This window comes from Aeromonas sp. Y289-2, assembly GCF_027705925.1.
GTDB classification, from domain to species: domain Bacteria; phylum Pseudomonadota; class Gammaproteobacteria; order Enterobacterales; family Aeromonadaceae; genus Aeromonas; species Aeromonas veronii.
This window is the reverse complement of record NZ_JAPDCH010000004.1, coordinates 145119-160971: the sequence shown is the minus strand read 5'-3', so window position 1 is coordinate 160971 and position 15853 is coordinate 145119. Positions and strand designations below refer to the sequence as shown.

The following is a 15853-nucleotide window of genomic DNA, read 5'->3' as shown; positions in this document are numbered from 1 at the left end:
CGTTGCCCCTCTCTTTTTTCATGACTGCCCGTAGTGCTCCGCGAAGCAAGGTTTCGCAAGTATCGCGGGTGGCCTGAGCCAATCAGGAGTATTCATGTCCGATCTGACCCTCTATTTCGCTCCCGGCACCTGTGCCATGGCCGTGCAGATTGCCCTGCTGGAAGCGAATGCCCTGTTTCAACCCCGTCTCGTCAACCTCGCCGCAGGGGAGCAGCGTGACCCTGCGTATCTTGCCATCAACCCCAAAGGGCGGGTGCCTGCCCTGATCACCGAGCAGGGCACCCTGACCGAGACCCCGGCCCTGCTGCTCTATGTGGCGCAGCGCTTCCCCGCAGCCAAGCTGGCGCCGCTTGACAACCCGTTCCTGCTGGCCCGCATGCAGGAGGTCAACAGCTTCCTCGCCTCCACCGTGCATGTCTCCCACGCCCACGGTCGCCGTGGTAGCCGCTGGGCCGATGACGAGCAGGCCATTGCCGCCATGCAGCAGAAAGTCGCCAGCAATATGCGCGATGGCTTTGCCCAGATTGAGCAGCACTATCTGGCCGGTCCCTGGGTACTGGGCGAGCAGTTCAGCGTGGCGGACATCTATCTGTTCGTGGTCGCGGGCTGGCTGAAAAGCGATGGGGTCGAGATCAGTGAATTCCCCAAGGTTGCCGATCATTATCAGCGCATGCTGAGCCGTCCGGCGGTCGCCAAGGCACTAGCCAACTAACCATAAAATCAATAGTTCGATAAATAACAAGGGTGTCAGGGCTCTGCTGACACCCTTCCGGCCTCCTCCCCTGCACTTCTTCTCCCGCCTTTGAGATCGTTTTCACATTTCCGTGGTTTTGCCGTGGCCCTTCCCCGGTAAAAAGCCTATCTTTGCGCCATGACGCAACCGGTTGCGTAACCGGTTGCCTAGCGGTTCACAGATTGACGGGCCAAGGCCTGATGAGGTGCTGTATGAAACGAGGCGTACTGCTCAATGCTCCCCTGAGTGCTCTGGTGGCACAGATGGGCCACACCGACGAGATCACCGTCTGCGATGCAGGCTTGCCCATTCCGGCAGGTCCGGAGCGGATCGATCTGGCGCTGATGGCGGGGACACCCAGTCTTGAAACCGTACTGACCGCCCTGCTCACCGATCTGGTGGTGGAGAAGGTGATCATGGCGAGCGAGATCAAGCAGATCAGCCCCGCCGCCCATCAGGCGCTGGTCGATCAGCTTGAAGCCCACGCAGCCGCCCAGGGCAAGCCTATCGCTATCGAATACTGCCTGCATGAGGAGTTCAAAACCCGCTCCCGTCAGAGCAAGGCCATCGTGCGCAGCGGCGAGGTGACTCCCTACGCCAACCTGATCCTCTGCGCCGGTGTGGCGTTCTGACACTCTTCAAAGAAGGCCTCTTCAAGGAAGCTGCAAATGAGCACAACCTCCCCCCTATCACCCATTCTGGAGCTGACCGGGATCGTCAAGACCTTCCCCGGTGTGCGCGCCCTCGACGAAGCGGGTCTGCGGGTCTATCCGGGCCAGGTGATGGCCCTGCTCGGTGAAAATGGCGCCGGCAAATCCACCCTGATGAAGGTGCTGACCGGCATCTATCAGGCCGATGCGGGCAGCGTCAGCTACCGCGGCCAGCCGGTCCACTTCAAGGGCCCCCGCGACTCTCAGGATCAGGGGATCAGCATCATCCATCAGGAGCTGAACCTGCTGCCGGAGTTGTCGATTGCCGCCAACATCTTCCTCGGTCGCGAACCGCGCACCCGTTTTGGCAGCATCAACCACAAACAGCTTCGCGAGCGGGCAAGCGGCCTGCTGGCGCGACTTGGCGTCAAGCATGGCCCAGATACCCGGCTCGGGGATCTCTCCATCGGCGAACAGCAGATGGTGGAGATTGCCAAGGCGCTGTCGTTCGATGCCAGCGTCATCATCATGGACGAGCCGACCGATGCGTTGACCGATACCGAAACCGAGCAGCTGTTCAAGGTTATCCGCGAGCTGCGCGAACAAGGCTGCGGCATCGTCTATATCTCCCACCGCCTCAAGGAGATCTTCGAGATCTGCGATCGGGTCACCGTGCTGCGGGACGGCAAGTGGATCGGCGAGAAGGCGGTGAGCGATCTGGATGAAGACAAGATCATCGAGATGATGGTGGGTCGCCGGCTGGAAGAGCAGTACCCGCGCCTTGAACGCGAGCTCGGCCCCGTCAGCCTGCAGGTGAAGGATCTGGCCGGTCCCGGCGTGCGCGGGGTGAGCTTCTCCCTGCGTCAGGGGGAAATTCTGGGCTTCAGCGGCCTGATGGGCTCCGGCCGTACCGAGCTGATGAAGCTGATCTATGGCGCCAGCCCCATCAGCGCCGGTGAAGTGGCAGTGGACGGTCATGCGCTGGTGCCCAAAAGCCCGGCCGATGGGCTGGCCGCAGGCATCGCCTATATCTCTGAAGATCGCAAGGGCGATGGGCTGGTGCTGGAGCTGTCGGTGCGCGAAAACATGAGTCTGTGCGCCCTCGACGAGTTCATCAGCAACGGCAAGATTGACGGCAAGGCCGAGCGGCAGGCGGTGAGCGACTATGTGCGCCTGTTCAACATCAAGACCCCGAGTCAGGATCAGCTGATAAAGCTGCTCTCCGGCGGCAACCAGCAGAAGGTGGCCATCGCCAAGGGGCTGCTGACCCGGCCCAAGGTACTGATCCTCGACGAGCCGACCCGCGGCGTCGACGTGGGGGCGAAAAAGGAAATTTATCAGCTGATCAACCAGTTCAAGAAGGAGGGGATGAGCATCATTCTGGTCTCCTCCGAGATGCCGGAAGTGCTCGGCATGAGTGATCGCATCATGGTGATGCACGAAGGGCGCATCAGCGCAGAGTTCAACACCCGCGATGCCAATCAGGAGAAGCTGATGGCGGCGGCAGTCGGTAAACAGTGGCAAGCAGAGCAAGAGGCATCCCAATGACAACCCAAACCCTTTCCCGCCGTGGCGTCATGAGCAAGGCGTGGTGGATCGAGAACAAATCCCTGGTCGCGCTGCTGGTCCTGATTGGTGTGGTCTCCTTTCTGAGCCCCAACTTCTTCACCGCCGACAACCTGCTCAACATCCTGCGCCAGACCTCGGTCAACGCCATCATGGCGGTCGGTATGACGCTGGTTATCCTTACCGCCGGTATCGATCTGTCGGTCGGCTCTGTGCTGGCCCTGTGCGGCGCGCTGGCCGCCACCATGGTCGCCATGGAGCTGCCGATCTGGCTGGTGGTGCCCCTCACTCTGGGTGCCGGCGCCCTGCTGGGCGGCGTCAGCGGTCTCATCATTGCCAAGGGCAAGGTTCAGGCATTTATCGCCACCCTGGTCACCATGACCGCCCTGCGCGGCATCACCATGGTCTATACCGAGGGTCGCCCCATCTCCACCGGTTTCAGTGACGGCGCCGATCACTTCGCCTGGCTTGGTACCGGTTACCTGTTCGGTCTGCCGGTGCCCATCTGGCTGATGGCTATCGTCTTCCTGCTCGCCTGGTTCATGCTCAACCACACCCGTCTCGGTCGCTACATCTACGCCCTGGGCGGCAACGAATCGGCCACCCGTCTCTCCGGTATCAATGTAGATCGGGTGAAGCTGGCGGTGTATGGTCTGTGCGGCGCGCTCTCGGCGCTGGCGGGTCTTATCGTCACCTCCCGCCTCTCCTCTGCCCAGCCTACCGCCGGCATGGGTTACGAGCTGGACGCCATCGCCGCCGTGGTGCTGGGTGGTACCAGCCTGATGGGGGGCAAGGGCCGCATCATGGGCACCCTGATTGGTGCGCTGATCATCGGCTTCCTGAACAACGCCCTCAACCTGCTCGATGTCAGCTCCTATTACCAGATGATCGCCAAGGCCAGCGTGATCTTGCTTGCCGTGATGGTCGACAACAAAAGTACCCGATAACAACGTAAAACACGCCACACACAAGGAATGAAATGATGAAAAAGCTCAATACCCTGCTCGCTGCCGCCATCATGTCCGTGCTGGGCACCGCCCAGGCTGCCGACCATACCCTGGCGATGGTGGTCTCCACCCTCAACAACCCCTTCTTCGTCACCATGAAGGAGGGAGCCGAAGCCAAGGCCAAGGAGCTTGGCTACGAGCTGGTGGTGCTGGACTCCCAGAATGACCCGGCCAAAGAGCTCTCCAACATAGAAGATCTCACCGTGCGCAAGGTCAACGCCATCCTGATCAACCCGACCGACTCCGAAGCGGTGGGCAACGCCATCCGTCTGGCCAACCGCGCCAACATCCCGGTACTGACTCTGGACCGCGGCGCCGCGCAGGGTGAGGTCAAGGCTCACATTGCCTCCGACAACGTGGCGGGCGGCAAGCTGGCCGGTGACTTCATCACCGAAAAACTGGGTACCGGTGCCAAGGTGATCCAGCTGGAAGGGATTGCCGGCACCTCCGCCGCCCGTGACCGTGGCGAAGGTTTTGCCCTGGCCGTGGCGGCCAACAAGCTGCAGGTGCTGGCTTCCCAGCCTGCCGACTTTGACCGCACCAAGGGTCTGAACGTCATGGAAAACCTGCTGGCGGCCCACCCGACCGTTCAAGCCGTCTTTGCCCAGAACGACGAGATGGCGCTGGGTGCCATCCGCGCCGTGCAGGCTGCCGGTAAAGAGGTGATGATCGTCGGCTTCGACGGCACTGACGATGGCAAAGCCGCCGTTGCCAAGGGTAAACTGGCCGCCACCGTGGCCCAGCAACCAGCCCTGATCGGTGCCATCGGCGTCGAGACTGCCGACAAGGTGCTGAAAGGTCAGCCGGTAGAGAAATCCATTCCGGTACCGCTGCAAGTGGTCAGCAAGTAAGTGCTCGAGGGGAGGTTCGCCTCCCCTTTTCCCTCTCGTTCAGGTGCCTCCCGGCTTGAACTCACTCAGTCAGCGTGTTCAAGCCAAGATGCATCAGGAGTAATCAACATGAATCGTCTCGTCGTTCTGGGCAGTGTCAATGCAGACCATGTGCTGCGCGTTCCCCACTTTCCTCGCCCGGGTGAAACCCTGACCGGTCACAGCTATCAGGTGGTGCCCGGTGGCAAGGGGGCCAATCAGGCAGTCGCAGCTGCCCGCCTTGGCGCCCCCGTCTCCTTTATCGCGCGCATCGGTGATGACGCCATCGGCCACCAGATGAAGAGCGGCTTTGCCAAAGATGGCATCGACGTCAGCGCCGTCGAGCTCGATCCCAAGCTCCCGACCGGTATCGCCATCATCTATGTGAGCGATGAGGGGGAGAACAGCATAGGTATCTCCGCCGAAGCCAACGGTGCCATCACCCCTGCTGTGGTGAAAAACCACGAAGCGATGATCGCCGACGCCCACACCCTGCTGTTGCAGCTGGAAGTGCCGCTCGAGAGTGTCCATGAAGCTGCACGGCTGGCCCGCGCCAACGGCACCCGGGTGGTGCTCAACCCCGCCCCCGCCCGTCCGCTCTCGAGCGAACTGCTGGCACTGGTGGATCTTATCACCCCCAACCAGACCGAGGCCGAGCTGTTGACCGGCGTGAAAGTCACCGACGAAGCGAGTGCCCGCGAGGCGGCCGCCCGTTTCCACCAGATGGGCATTGCGGACGTGATGATCACCCTGGGGTCGCAGGGGGTCTATTGCAGCAACGCACAGCAGCAACTCATCCCGGGCTTTCGGGTCAAGGCGGTGGATACCACTGCCGCGGGCGATACCTTCAACGGCGCCCTGTTGGCGGCGGAACTGGCCGGTGCCGATTTCCACAGCGCGGTGCGCTTTGCCCACGGTGCCGCAGCGCTCTCAGTCACCCGGTTCGGCGCCCAGAGCTCGATCCCGAGCAAGCAGGAGGTCGACACCTTCCTGCTTGAGCAGACTGCACTGGGGCACTGATGGCCAATATCAAGGAGGTGGCGGCGCTGGCGGGGGTCTCGACCACCACCGTCTCCCATGTCATCAACGAGACCCGTTTCGTGGCCGAGGAGACCCGCGCACGGGTCTTCGCTGCCATGCGCGATCTCAACTATGCCCCGAGTCTGGTGGCCCGCAGCCTCAAGGTGAAGGAGACCAACAGTATCGGCATGCTGGTCACTACCTCCAGCAACCCCTTCTTTGCCGAAGTGGTGCGCGGGGTGGAGCGTTACTGCTTCGAGCAGGGCTACAACCTGATGCTGGGCAACACCGAAGGGCAGGCAGAAACCGCCCTCTCCTACCTCAAGATGATGCTGCGCAAGCGGGTCGATGGCCTGCTGATCATGTGTAGCGAAGGCCAACAAGAGGTGTTCAACCAGCTCGACTGGCTCAAGAGCCTGCCGGTGGTGGTGATGGATTGGGGGCTGGTCAGCGAGGATGTGGATCTTATCGCCGACAACTCCTTCCACGGTGGTTATCTCGCGACCCGCCATCTGATTGAGCTAGGCCATACCGCCATCGGTTGTATCACAGGCCCCCACAGCCGCGCCCCCGCCAACCAGCGCCAAGCTGGCTTTGAGCAGGCGTTGCAGGAGGCAGGTCTCACGCTCAATCAAGAGTGGATCCAGGAGGGTGATTTTGACTGCGCCAGCGGCCATCAGGCGATGACCCGTCTGCTGGCATTGCCCGAGCGTCCCACCGCCCTCTTTGTCTGCAACGACATGATGGCAATGGGAGCAATCAGTGCCGCCCATCAGGCGGGGCTGGTGATCCCGCGGGATATCTCCATCGTTGGCTATGACAATGTGGCGCTGGCCGAATTTATGTCGCCACCGCTCACCACCGTCAACCAGCCCAAAGAGGAGCTGGGACGCCTCGCCGTCACCCGCCTGCTGGCCCGCATCAACGGCGAAGTGGTGGAGAACCACCTGATCACCGTCGACCCTGACCTGGTGATCAGGCAATCCTGCGCCCCTCGCCCCTGATTTTCAGGGGCAACAAAAGAACAAGGCGACCCCGAGGTCGCCTTGTTTCATTCTGTCTCTTGCCGGTGCAATACCGCTTTTTGCCCTCAGGCCAGCGACCTCGTTTCCCTGGTTGCCAGCACTTGCAGTGGCACCAACCCCAATCGTCGGGCCAGCGGTTGCAACAACTCGCCATCTTCATCACCCTGCGGCAGCCAGTAGCGGACAGGCCAGCCGGCTGCCAACTGCGCCGCGGTGGTGCTGCCAATCTCTCTGAGCGCCAGAGAGCAACCCTGCTGCCGCAATCCTGCTAGCAGGGCACCATCCGGCTGCAGCGTCGGTATCAGCAACACCAGCAGCGTACGGGAAGCCTCTGGCAGATAGGCCAGTAAATGGGTCAGCTGGGCCTGGTTGTCGAGCGGGACCAGCAGTGCCCGACCATCGGCATACTGCGCCTCATGCGTTTGCAGCACACGGGCCAACACGGGCCCCAGTACGCCGCACTCCTGCAGCCAGCGCATGTGGCAGGGCGCCCCCTGCTCACGCCACTCAAGTGCCAATTGCCACATGTCGTTGCCCTGTCCGTCCGTCAGCGCCTGCAATGCCACTCGCAGCGGTGCAGGCTCGCGCCCCGCCAGCCACTCTCGCAGCTGATGAAGCTGCTGCTGACTCAACTGCAACTGCTGCAGCATGGCTGGCTCAAACCAGCTGATCGCCCCCTCCTGGCTACGCTTGGCCTGGTTGAGGGCCAGGATGGCCTGATCCAGCAACCGGGCGGCATCCTGTTGCTGCGCCTTGGCGACCCCGAGTCGACAGGCCAGATCGAAGCTGCACTCCCGGGTCACGAACTCGAAATGGAGCAGATCCACCAGCTCATGAATGGCGGTTTCCAGCGCATCATTCGCCTTGGTCAGCACCACGGCAAATTCATCTCCGCCGAGCCGGTAAGCGTGGCTGCCATGGGCCTGCTGCAGCTTGTTGGCCACCATCTGCAACAGCCGATCACCGACCTGATAACCCAGCAGATCATTGACCTGCTTGAAGCGCTTGAGATCGAGCACCACCAGGGCGCTCACATCATCGGCATGCAGAGCGCGAGAGAGCTGCTCCTGCAGGGCACGGCGGTTGCCAAGCTGGGTCAGGGGATCGAGCAGGGCAAGCCGGCGGTTCGCCAAATTGGCGCGAATGAGGGCTGCGACCAGAGCGCCGCCAGTCAGCAGCAGGATCAGTTGCCAGATCTGCAGCCAGAACAGGCTGTTGCGGATCTGGCTGACCGAATGCTCCCGCTCCTGGCCAGAGAGGATCTGATCCCCTATCTGTTCGACGAGACGGGTCTGTCTGGCGATCGCCTCCTGCAAGCGGGCAAGCTCAGCCCCCTCGCGCAGCGCACCAGCCTCCATCTGGGGTTCGAGCTGCTTGATCTGCTCAAACAGGGTGGCCAGCACTTTGCCGAGCCCGTGCCGCTGGCGCATCTCGGCGGTCTCACTGCTGATGAGGAAGATATCGAGCCGGTTCCACAGCAGATCGTAATCAAGGCTCAGGGTCTCCATCGACAGTCTGCCAGCCCGATAGAGCTGCAGGTCGTAGAGGAAACGCTGGGATTCGAGCATTACCTGGCTGATGTTCCAGTGGACATTGCGGTAGAAGGTATCGACCAGTTGCTCCTGCCGATACTGCAGATAGAGGCTGCTGCCCGACGAGAGCAGAAACAGCAGCGACACCGCAACCAACAGCAGATTTTGGCGGGATAGCCCCATCAATCGACGATCTCGATGCGGGTCACCTGCCACACCATGCAGTTGTGAATGGCAGGCACGTCCAGCTTGGGATAGGTGGTGAACGGGATGAGCAGCCAGAGCGGCCCCTTGTTGCGCCGGGTCAGCGGTTTGCCGTCCTCCTGACGCACCAGGGTCAGCGGCACGCCGTCGAACAGGGCCAGATCCACCACCTGCTGATAGCCGTTGAGGGCCGAGACGGCGATCTTGCGAGCATCCAGGATCCCTTGCGCCGCCAGCACTGCTGACAGGGTCGGCCCGCGATAGTGGTGGGTGCCCTGGGTCCAGGGGGTAGTCGTGGTGAATTCGGTCTGTGGCAAGGCGGAGAGGGCCGCCTCATCGAGGGTCACCTGCTGGCCATCTGGCAGTACCAGGGTCATCAGGGGGATAGAGGCCGATGCGCTGGCACTGGCCAGCATCAGGAGAAAAAAAGCGATCCATTGCTTTACTGCGGTCATGGTAATTTGCGCCAACTGCGTCCCATTTTTTTAATGGTTGCCAGTGTGGCGATTTCACCGAACCATTGCAACTGTCCCGTCGCACACTAGCTCAGGGACCGCGCATCTCCATCCAGTTGTGCCCCTCGACTTGCCTCGGTTGATGAATGCCGCACGCCTCCAGCAACTCATCGACATAGGCGGGCACCAGCAGGGAGGCAGGGCCATAACGTTTTTCGTCAAACTGGCTACCTACCTCGCTCGGTTCGAGATTGAGCTCGATGGTGTGCGCCCCGTTCAATCCCGCCTCATGGACAAACCCGGCGGCCGGATAGACGGCGCCAGAGGTGCCGATGGAGATAAAGAGATCGCACTGGGCCAGCGCACTATAGATGCGATCCAGCCCGAGCGGCATTTCGCCAAACCAGACCACATGGGGACGCATCGGCTGAGGGAACTGGCAGCAGGAGCAGAGCTCGTCCTGATGAAGATCGCCGCGCCACTCGATCACCTGACCGGATTCGGGACAGCGGGCCTTGAGCAGCTCGCCGTGCATATGGATAAGGTTCTTGCTGCCAGCGCTCTCGTGCAGATTGTCGATGTTCTGGGTCACCAGGGTGACCGTGCCGGGCAAAAGCCGCTCGAGACGAGCCAACGCATAGTGGGCCGGATTGGGGTGAACCTGGGGCTGTTGCAGCTGTTTGCGGCGGGAGTTGTAAAAGCGCAGCACCAGTTCGGGATCCCGGGCATACCCCTCGGGGGTCGCCACATCCTCGACCTTGTGCTCTTCCCACAAACCGTCGCAGGCACGAAAAGTCTTGATGCCGGATTCGGCAGAGATCCCCGCGCCGGTCAGGATCACGATATGTTTATATGACTGCGCCATAAGCTGCTCCGTCTATCCCCGCACAATAAATGTGACCTTAGCACAGGGAAAAAAGTGTCACTATTCGCCCTTGGTCTTAAGCGGCACCGCTGGCGGCACGGGCAACCAGGCATCCAGTACCGACAGATCCAGCCTGACAAAGACCATCTCCCGTCCGGTCACCAGGGTCAGCGGCAAGCCAAGGCGCTTGAGCAGGGTCAGCATGGGCCGGTTCTGGGCCAGCACTTCCGCCGTCCACTCCCGGATCCCGTCCTCCCTGGCCAGCAGTGCCAGCGCCAGCAGAATCCGTCGCCCCGCCCCCTTGTGCTGAAAGTGATCCGCCACGATGCAGGAGAACTCCGCCCGATCGGGATGAAGGCGACGGCGGATTGATTGCGCCTGAGCCAGCGGCTCACCAGCCAGATCGGTCAGCAACAGCGAAATCTGTTGTTCGGGATGGTAATTGAGAAATTGGGCCACCTGTTCCGGTGGCGGCGTCCGTTTCGGACGCATAAAGCGCAGATAGATGCTCTCTTCACTCAATGCATCGTAAGCGGCCAGCATGCGGGCAGGCGCCACACCATGCAGCTCGCGCAGCAGGCAAGGCACCCCGGAGACCTCCATAGCCAGTGGCAGTGCGGCCCGGGAAACCGGATGAGGCCAGCCATCCAGCCCTTTGCCAAGGCGCTCCCGGTGCATGGGCCAGCAGAGGTAGCGCGGCATGGCTTACCAGCGCCCCGTCATACCGCGCTCTCGCCACACTTCGACGTCGAGCAGGTTGTAAGGATCATCCAGATAGACGGCGATCCCCAGCTCTCGAACCCGGGCCATAAAGCGTCCCAGCAGGGAGTCACCGGTCAAGGACTCCATCTCCGGCAAGATCCCCTGCCCCAGCAGCAAGGCTTGCAGCGGCAAACGCTCCAGCAGATCGAATGGCAGATGCTGGCTGTTATCGAGCAGCAGCGCCAGCTTGCTCCCCGCCAGACTGGCTTGCAGCACCAGTGCGAAGCGATCGGCATTGCCGAGCAGGTGGTCTCGACGGTGGATCAGCAGGGTCAGTTCGGCTGGGGTGCGCGACTGCTCCGTCAGCCAATCCTTGAGCGCTTCCCAGCGGCTGGGCAAACCCGTCACCGCCAGCCAGACCGGATGAGGGGTCGCGGGACTGGAGAGCAGCCCTAGCTGACCCTGCACCTCCCCCTGCCACCGGCGGATGGAGCGGCGCTGGCCGCTCAAGCGCTGCTGACGCAGCGGGCCCAGATAGAGTCGGCGCAGCAACCTGAGCAGCTCGTCGCAATCAAGCGGCTTGGCCAGCGCCGCCAGAATATTGAAACCGGCATCGTGCAGCAGGCGGCGGGCACCGTCGATCAGCGTCTGCTCATGGGCCGAAAGCAGCACGATGGGCAGCCCGGCCTCCTGCAACTGGGGCTGGTTCATCAGCAGACTGATGGCATCTTGCTCCACCAGACTGAGATCGCACACCAGCAGGCTGATGTCGCCCGCCGACAATGCCGCAAGACAGGCCGATTCATCCTGTACCCACTGACAGGAGAGCCCCAACCCGGCGATGGTCTGTTGCAATTGCATCCCCTGAAACGGGTGATCCTCGAGCAGCAGCACCTTGTTAGCGGCCAGCCAGTTGCACCAGTTACGGTAACTGGCGGCAAGCCCCCCCAGCCAATCCTCGCCGATAGCGTAGATCCCCTCATGCTGCTGCAACTGGGGGAAGTAGTCCGCCTGCTGATGAGCGGCGGGGTCGTAAAGGGCAATGGCACCTGCCGCAAACAACCCTTCCCACTGCCAGCAGGCATCCGGTCGGGTACGGTGTAGCGTGACATAGGAGGGTAATGTCATGGTGCTGGCCAACTCATGGGCGGTGCTGTCGAGGGCATAGAGCACAATGGGGCAAAATCCTGCCGCCTCATGCTCTTCCGAATCGAGCAACGCCAGTAATTCTTCATCAGTGATGATCATCTTGAGCCCTCTTTGAAAACTGCTGGCTGAACTCATCCAGTGCCCGGTTCAATCTGGCTTGCAGCATCGGATGGGGCGCCTGTTGCCACTCTTCAATGACCGCCACCAACGCAGTCGCCCCTACCATTCTGGCGGCCCCCTTCAACTTGTGTAAAGCTGCATTCACGCCAACTTCATCTTCTTCTGTGCTGCAGCGCTCAAGTTCGGCCAAATCATCACGGGTAGCCTTCAGATAAAGGGCGGCCAGTTCATCGGTCAGCAGCGAGGCAACCGGTGTCGGGGCGACAACATTGCTCCCCTCTTTGGCAATATGGCGCAGCAAGGTCGCCAGCTCCTTGAGGGCGACCGGCTTGTCCAGATGGCCATCGCAACCGCAGGATTGCAGCTCCCTTGCCGCCTGATCACTGAGATCTGCGGTGATCACATAGACCGGCAGACGGGCCCAACGGGCGGATTGGCGCAATTGCCTGCACAGCTCGGCCCCGTTCATCACCGGCATCTGCAGATCGGTCAGCACAAAATCCACCTCCTGTTGCGCCAGCATCTCCAGCGCCAGCTGCCCGTTGGCGGCAGTGATAACGCTGGCACCAAGTTGCCCCAGTTGCAGGCTGATCAGCTCGCGATTGACATCGTGATCTTCAACCAGCAGTACCCGCATGCCGAGCCCGGGCTGGGTGCCGGCCACCGGTTGATCCGGGGTCAACCGTGGCTGTAGCAGAGTGATGATGGTCCCGGGCACCCAGGACTCCCCTTGCCATGCCCAATAGTAGAGCCCCTTCTCGTCCACCTCCGCTTGCAGCGTATCAACGGCGTTGCTGACGGTGGCGATCCCCAAGCGGCTGAGCCAGGGCGACAGCGCTTGCGCCTCATCGTGGGGTAAAGAGAGTGCCAGTTGCCGCACATTGGGCTGCCAGTCCGGCTCCTGCTGCACCCGCTTCAGGGGCAACTCGCAATAGAAGCGGCTACCGCCACCGACGCGCCCCTCGACATCGATAAGACCACCCATCTGCTCGACCAGCTGCTTGCAGATCGCCAGACCAAGACCGGTGCCCGGCGCCCGCAGTTGCCCTTCAACGGCAAACTGCTCGAACGGCATAAAGAGCGTGGTGCGCATCTTGGCAGTGATCCCCGGTCCCTGATCATCCACACCAAAGCGCAAGGTCGATGCGACCACCTCGGCCCACAGCACCACTTCCCCACGCAGGCTGAACTTGATGGCATTGGAGAGCAGGTTGTGGAGCACTTGCCGTACCCGGTGAGGGTCGAGGGTTTGCAGGGCTGGCAGAGCCGGATCCAACTTAAGGCGCAGTTGCAATCCCTTGGCCCGCGCCTTGGTCCAGTGCACCGCCGCCACATGCTCGCACAGCTCGGCAAAATCGGTGGGCTGGGGCGAGAGGGAGAGTTTGCTGTTTTCGTTACGGCTAAAGTCGAGCACATCGTTGAGCAGGCCGAGCAGCTCATCCCCCGCCTGACGCACCCGCGCCAGCGCAGAGTCTTGCTCTCTCGACAAAGGAGTACTGGCCAGCCACTCCAGCAAGCCGAGCATGGCGTTCATCGGCGTGCGGATCTCATGGCTGATGGCGGCCAGAAAGCGCCCCTTGGCCAGCACTGCCTGTTGCGCCTGCTCATGGGAGTGCTGCAGTGCCTGATCCTGCTCGATCCTGGTAGTGGCATCCTGCATAACCGCATAGATCCGCCAACCCTGCGGCTGACTGCGGCCACGGCCATAGAGCTGCAACCAGCGCAGACCCTTGGTCGGATGGTAATAGCGCATGGTGAACGCGAAGGGTTTGCCAGCCTGCAACATGGCGAACATCTCACGGCTTACCCGACGACGATCCTCGCGCTCCAGCATAATGAGCACCCGTTTAGGCTCACGACGGATCTGCTGACTCGCCAGCCCCAGCAGCTCGTAACAGCCCCGGCTGATAAACTCGATGCCCCCTACCCGTCCCCGCTCGAACATAAACTGCAGCACCACGCCGGGGACGGTATTGGTCAGGGCACGCAGGCGGCGCTCTGCCTGACGCAGAAAACGGGCCTGCTCACGTAGCACACTGATATCCGAGAGGGCGATAAGATCGGTGGCAGGTGCCTGCTTGTCCAGCCGCAGCGGATGCTGGGCATAGGCGAAGACCTGATCCCCCAGCACCAGCTCCCCTTCACTCTTCTGAGGCTGCACCGGCGGCAGCATCAACTGCTGCGAATAACGCAGGGCCAGACGTCGCCCCTGTTTATTGGATTTGATCACCTTGCCATGGCTGTTGCGCAGATAGACGGGCACCGGCAACGCCTGAAACATGGTTTCCCGCAGCTCGCTCTCGATGGCCAGCGCCTTCTCGGCGGCGTGGCGCTGGGCCACTTCCCGTGCCAGTTGCTGGCGGGAACGCCAGATCCCGCCGATGACAACGCCGCTGATCAGCAGTGCCATGGCGATGGAGCCAAACCAGGCGGCGTAGCTCACGCCGGGCTGCTGCACGACGAGCAAGCGGCGCCAGCGCTGGTTAAGTTCGTCGATCTGGGTGCTGGTCAGGGCCATCAGGTTGCGATCCATCACCCCGGCCAGTTCGGTCTGACTCTTGTTGATGGCAAAGCCAAGGCTGAAGCGATCTTCCAGCTCCTCGATATCGAGCCCTTCCAGCAAGTTGGTACGCTGGGGATATTGCAGCTGATAAAGCTCGCTCAACATAGCGTCAGCCTTGCCCTGTTTGATCACTGCAAGCCCCTGCTCGATGCTGTCGATGCGAACCCACTCCTGATCACCGAGCAGGGCGAGCAAGGAGGGATCGTAGAGGGACTCCGGCACCAGAATACGCTGCCGCTTGAGTTGGGTGATGCGATCGGCTGCCAACTTGCGCTTGCTGATCAAGGCAAACCGGTTGGTAGAGATCGTCCGACTGAAAATGAACTGATCCGTCAATGCCGGGGATTCCGGCAAGCCGGCCATCATATCCGCCTCACCACGGCGCAGCTTTTCTACGGCCTCCGCCTTACTGGCGGCAAGCACCAGCTTGTATTTCAGCCCGGTCTCCTGGGTGACCCAGCGCAGCACATCCGCGCTCCACCCTTTTGCCTCCCCCAGATCATTGACGCCGCTATAGGGCATCAACTCGGGATTGACCACCAGGCGAATGGTGCGCCCGCGGCCGGATAACCAGGCCTGCTCGGTATCGCTGAAGTGGGGCTGGTTGACATATAGCGACCCCTGATCGAGATAGCGAGCCAGATCGGTATAGATAGTACCGGCGGGCATATGACGGATCAGGGTGTCCACCAGATTGGCCAACTCCGGCTGATCGCGCATCATCAGGCGATAGCTGATGATCCGATCCTCACCAAACAGGCGGCGCAGGCGCAACCCATCGGCAGGAAACTCGCGCATCAGATAGCGCAGTTGCAGATAGTCCCCCAGATAGGCATCACCCTTGCCGCTCTGCAGCGCGTCGTAGACCTTCTCTCCGCTTTTTAGGGAAATAATGCGCGCCTGAGGATAGAGCTCGTGCAGCAGGCGGGCAGAGTCTGCCACCGAGTAGACCAGAAAGCGGGCCTGTTTGAGATTTTCACCCTTGTAGAGGATGGCGGCATCGGTCTCCATCATCGGACGGCTTAACCGCATACCCTCCACGGCCTTCTTGCGGGTTCCGACATAGGGAATGATGTCGCAGTCACCCTCTGCGAGCCCATTGCGCAATGTCTGCCAATCGGGCAGCTCTTTGAGCACAAGCGGAATCGGGAACAGCTCCTGCAACCGGGCGAGGCGATCCTTGAGCAGTCCACCCTCGGCCATCAGGTATGGTGGAGGAAGCGTCGCAGGATAACAGAGCGAAAGCTGACTCAGTGAATTTACATAAGCTTGGGTCGCCGGCGCCAACGGCAGCACTGTGGTCTGCAAAGGCTTGGCGTGCAATGGCACTGCCAGTACGGCACCCAGAAGAAAAACGGGGAATTTGGTCATCTGAAAACAAAAGCCAGGCATC

The 15853-nt window shown here is 61.5% G+C and carries 13 protein-coding genes; 7 read left to right on the top strand and 6 right to left on the bottom strand.

Going from position 1 to position 15853, the window contains the following annotated elements:
* Positions 1 to 94: 94 nt before the first annotated feature.
* The 7 genes from OKC43_RS08695 (at position 95) to OKC43_RS08665 (ending at position 6849) form a co-directional block, all read left to right on the top strand.
* Positions 95 to 712: a glutathione S-transferase family protein gene (locus OKC43_RS08695; RefSeq protein ID WP_216948637.1), complete on the top strand. Its 618-nt coding sequence runs from the start codon at positions 95 to 97 to the stop codon at positions 710 to 712.
* 233 nt (positions 713 to 945) lie between these two features.
* A complete protein-coding gene (rbsD, locus tag OKC43_RS08690) occupies positions 946 to 1365 on the top strand; it encodes a D-ribose pyranase (protein ID WP_058052594.1) in 420 nt (139 codons plus the stop codon).
* 36 nt (positions 1366 to 1401) lie between these two features.
* Positions 1402 to 2931, top strand: coding sequence for a ribose ABC transporter ATP-binding protein RbsA (rbsA, locus tag OKC43_RS08685; protein ID WP_236271437.1), 1530 nt, complete (start codon positions 1402 to 1404; stop codon positions 2929 to 2931).
* On the top strand, positions 2928 to 3896 hold the full coding sequence (rbsC, locus tag OKC43_RS08680) for a ribose ABC transporter permease (protein WP_236271436.1): 969 nt from the start codon (positions 2928 to 2930) through the stop codon (positions 3894 to 3896). The genes rbsA and rbsC overlap by 4 nt, the downstream gene beginning before the upstream one ends.
* A 35-nt stretch (positions 3897 to 3931) precedes the next feature.
* A complete protein-coding gene (gene rbsB / locus OKC43_RS08675) occupies positions 3932 to 4807 on the top strand; it encodes a ribose ABC transporter substrate-binding protein RbsB (RefSeq protein WP_236271507.1) in 876 nt (291 codons plus the stop codon).
* Positions 4808 to 4915: 108 nt separating this feature from the next.
* The gene (gene rbsK, locus OKC43_RS08670) at positions 4916 to 5845 is read left to right on the top strand and encodes a ribokinase (RefSeq protein ID WP_236271435.1); all 930 of its coding nucleotides are present in this window, start codon (positions 4916 to 4918) and stop codon (positions 5843 to 5845) included.
* Positions 5845 to 6849 carry a substrate-binding domain-containing protein gene (locus tag OKC43_RS08665; RefSeq protein WP_236271434.1) on the top strand — a complete coding sequence of 335 codons (1005 nt, stop codon included), beginning with the start codon at positions 5845 to 5847 and terminating at the stop codon, positions 6847 to 6849. The genes rbsK and OKC43_RS08665 overlap by 1 nt, the downstream gene beginning before the upstream one ends.
* 86 nt (positions 6850 to 6935) lie before the next feature.
* Here the strand turns inward: OKC43_RS08665 and OKC43_RS08660 are convergent, their stop codons facing one another.
* The 6 genes from OKC43_RS08660 to OKC43_RS08635 all read right to left on the bottom strand — a co-directional run bounded on the left by OKC43_RS08660 (position 6936) and on the right by OKC43_RS08635 (position 15852).
* On the bottom strand, positions 6936 to 8585 hold the full coding sequence (locus OKC43_RS08660; protein WP_236271433.1) for a GGDEF domain-containing protein: 1650 nt from the start codon (positions 8583 to 8585) through the stop codon (positions 6936 to 6938).
* The gene (locus OKC43_RS08655) at positions 8585 to 9061 is read right to left on the bottom strand and encodes a hypothetical protein (RefSeq protein ID WP_236271432.1); all 477 of its coding nucleotides are present in this window, start codon (positions 9059 to 9061) and stop codon (positions 8585 to 8587) included. Before OKC43_RS08655 ends, OKC43_RS08660 begins: the two co-directional genes overlap by 1 nt.
* Before the next feature lie 91 nt (positions 9062 to 9152).
* Complete coding sequence (cobB, locus tag OKC43_RS08650; RefSeq protein WP_005351956.1) at positions 9153 to 9926, bottom strand: Sir2 family NAD+-dependent deacetylase; 774 nt, start codon at positions 9924 to 9926, stop codon at positions 9153 to 9155.
* Positions 9927 to 9986: 60 nt separating this feature from the next.
* Entirely contained in the window at positions 9987 to 10628 is a 642-nt protein-coding gene (locus OKC43_RS08645; RefSeq protein WP_270658576.1) for a GNAT family N-acetyltransferase, read from the bottom strand.
* A gap of 3 nt (positions 10629 to 10631) precedes the next feature.
* A complete protein-coding gene (locus tag OKC43_RS08640) occupies positions 10632 to 11876 on the bottom strand; it encodes a response regulator (RefSeq protein ID WP_069527574.1) in 1245 nt (414 codons plus the stop codon).
* Positions 11863 to 15852 (bottom strand): response regulator, encoded by a 3990-nt coding sequence (locus OKC43_RS08635; protein ID WP_236271430.1) that lies wholly within the window; start codon positions 15850 to 15852, stop codon positions 11863 to 11865. The genes OKC43_RS08640 and OKC43_RS08635 overlap by 14 nt, the downstream gene beginning before the upstream one ends.
* Position 15853 lies beyond the last annotated feature (1 nt).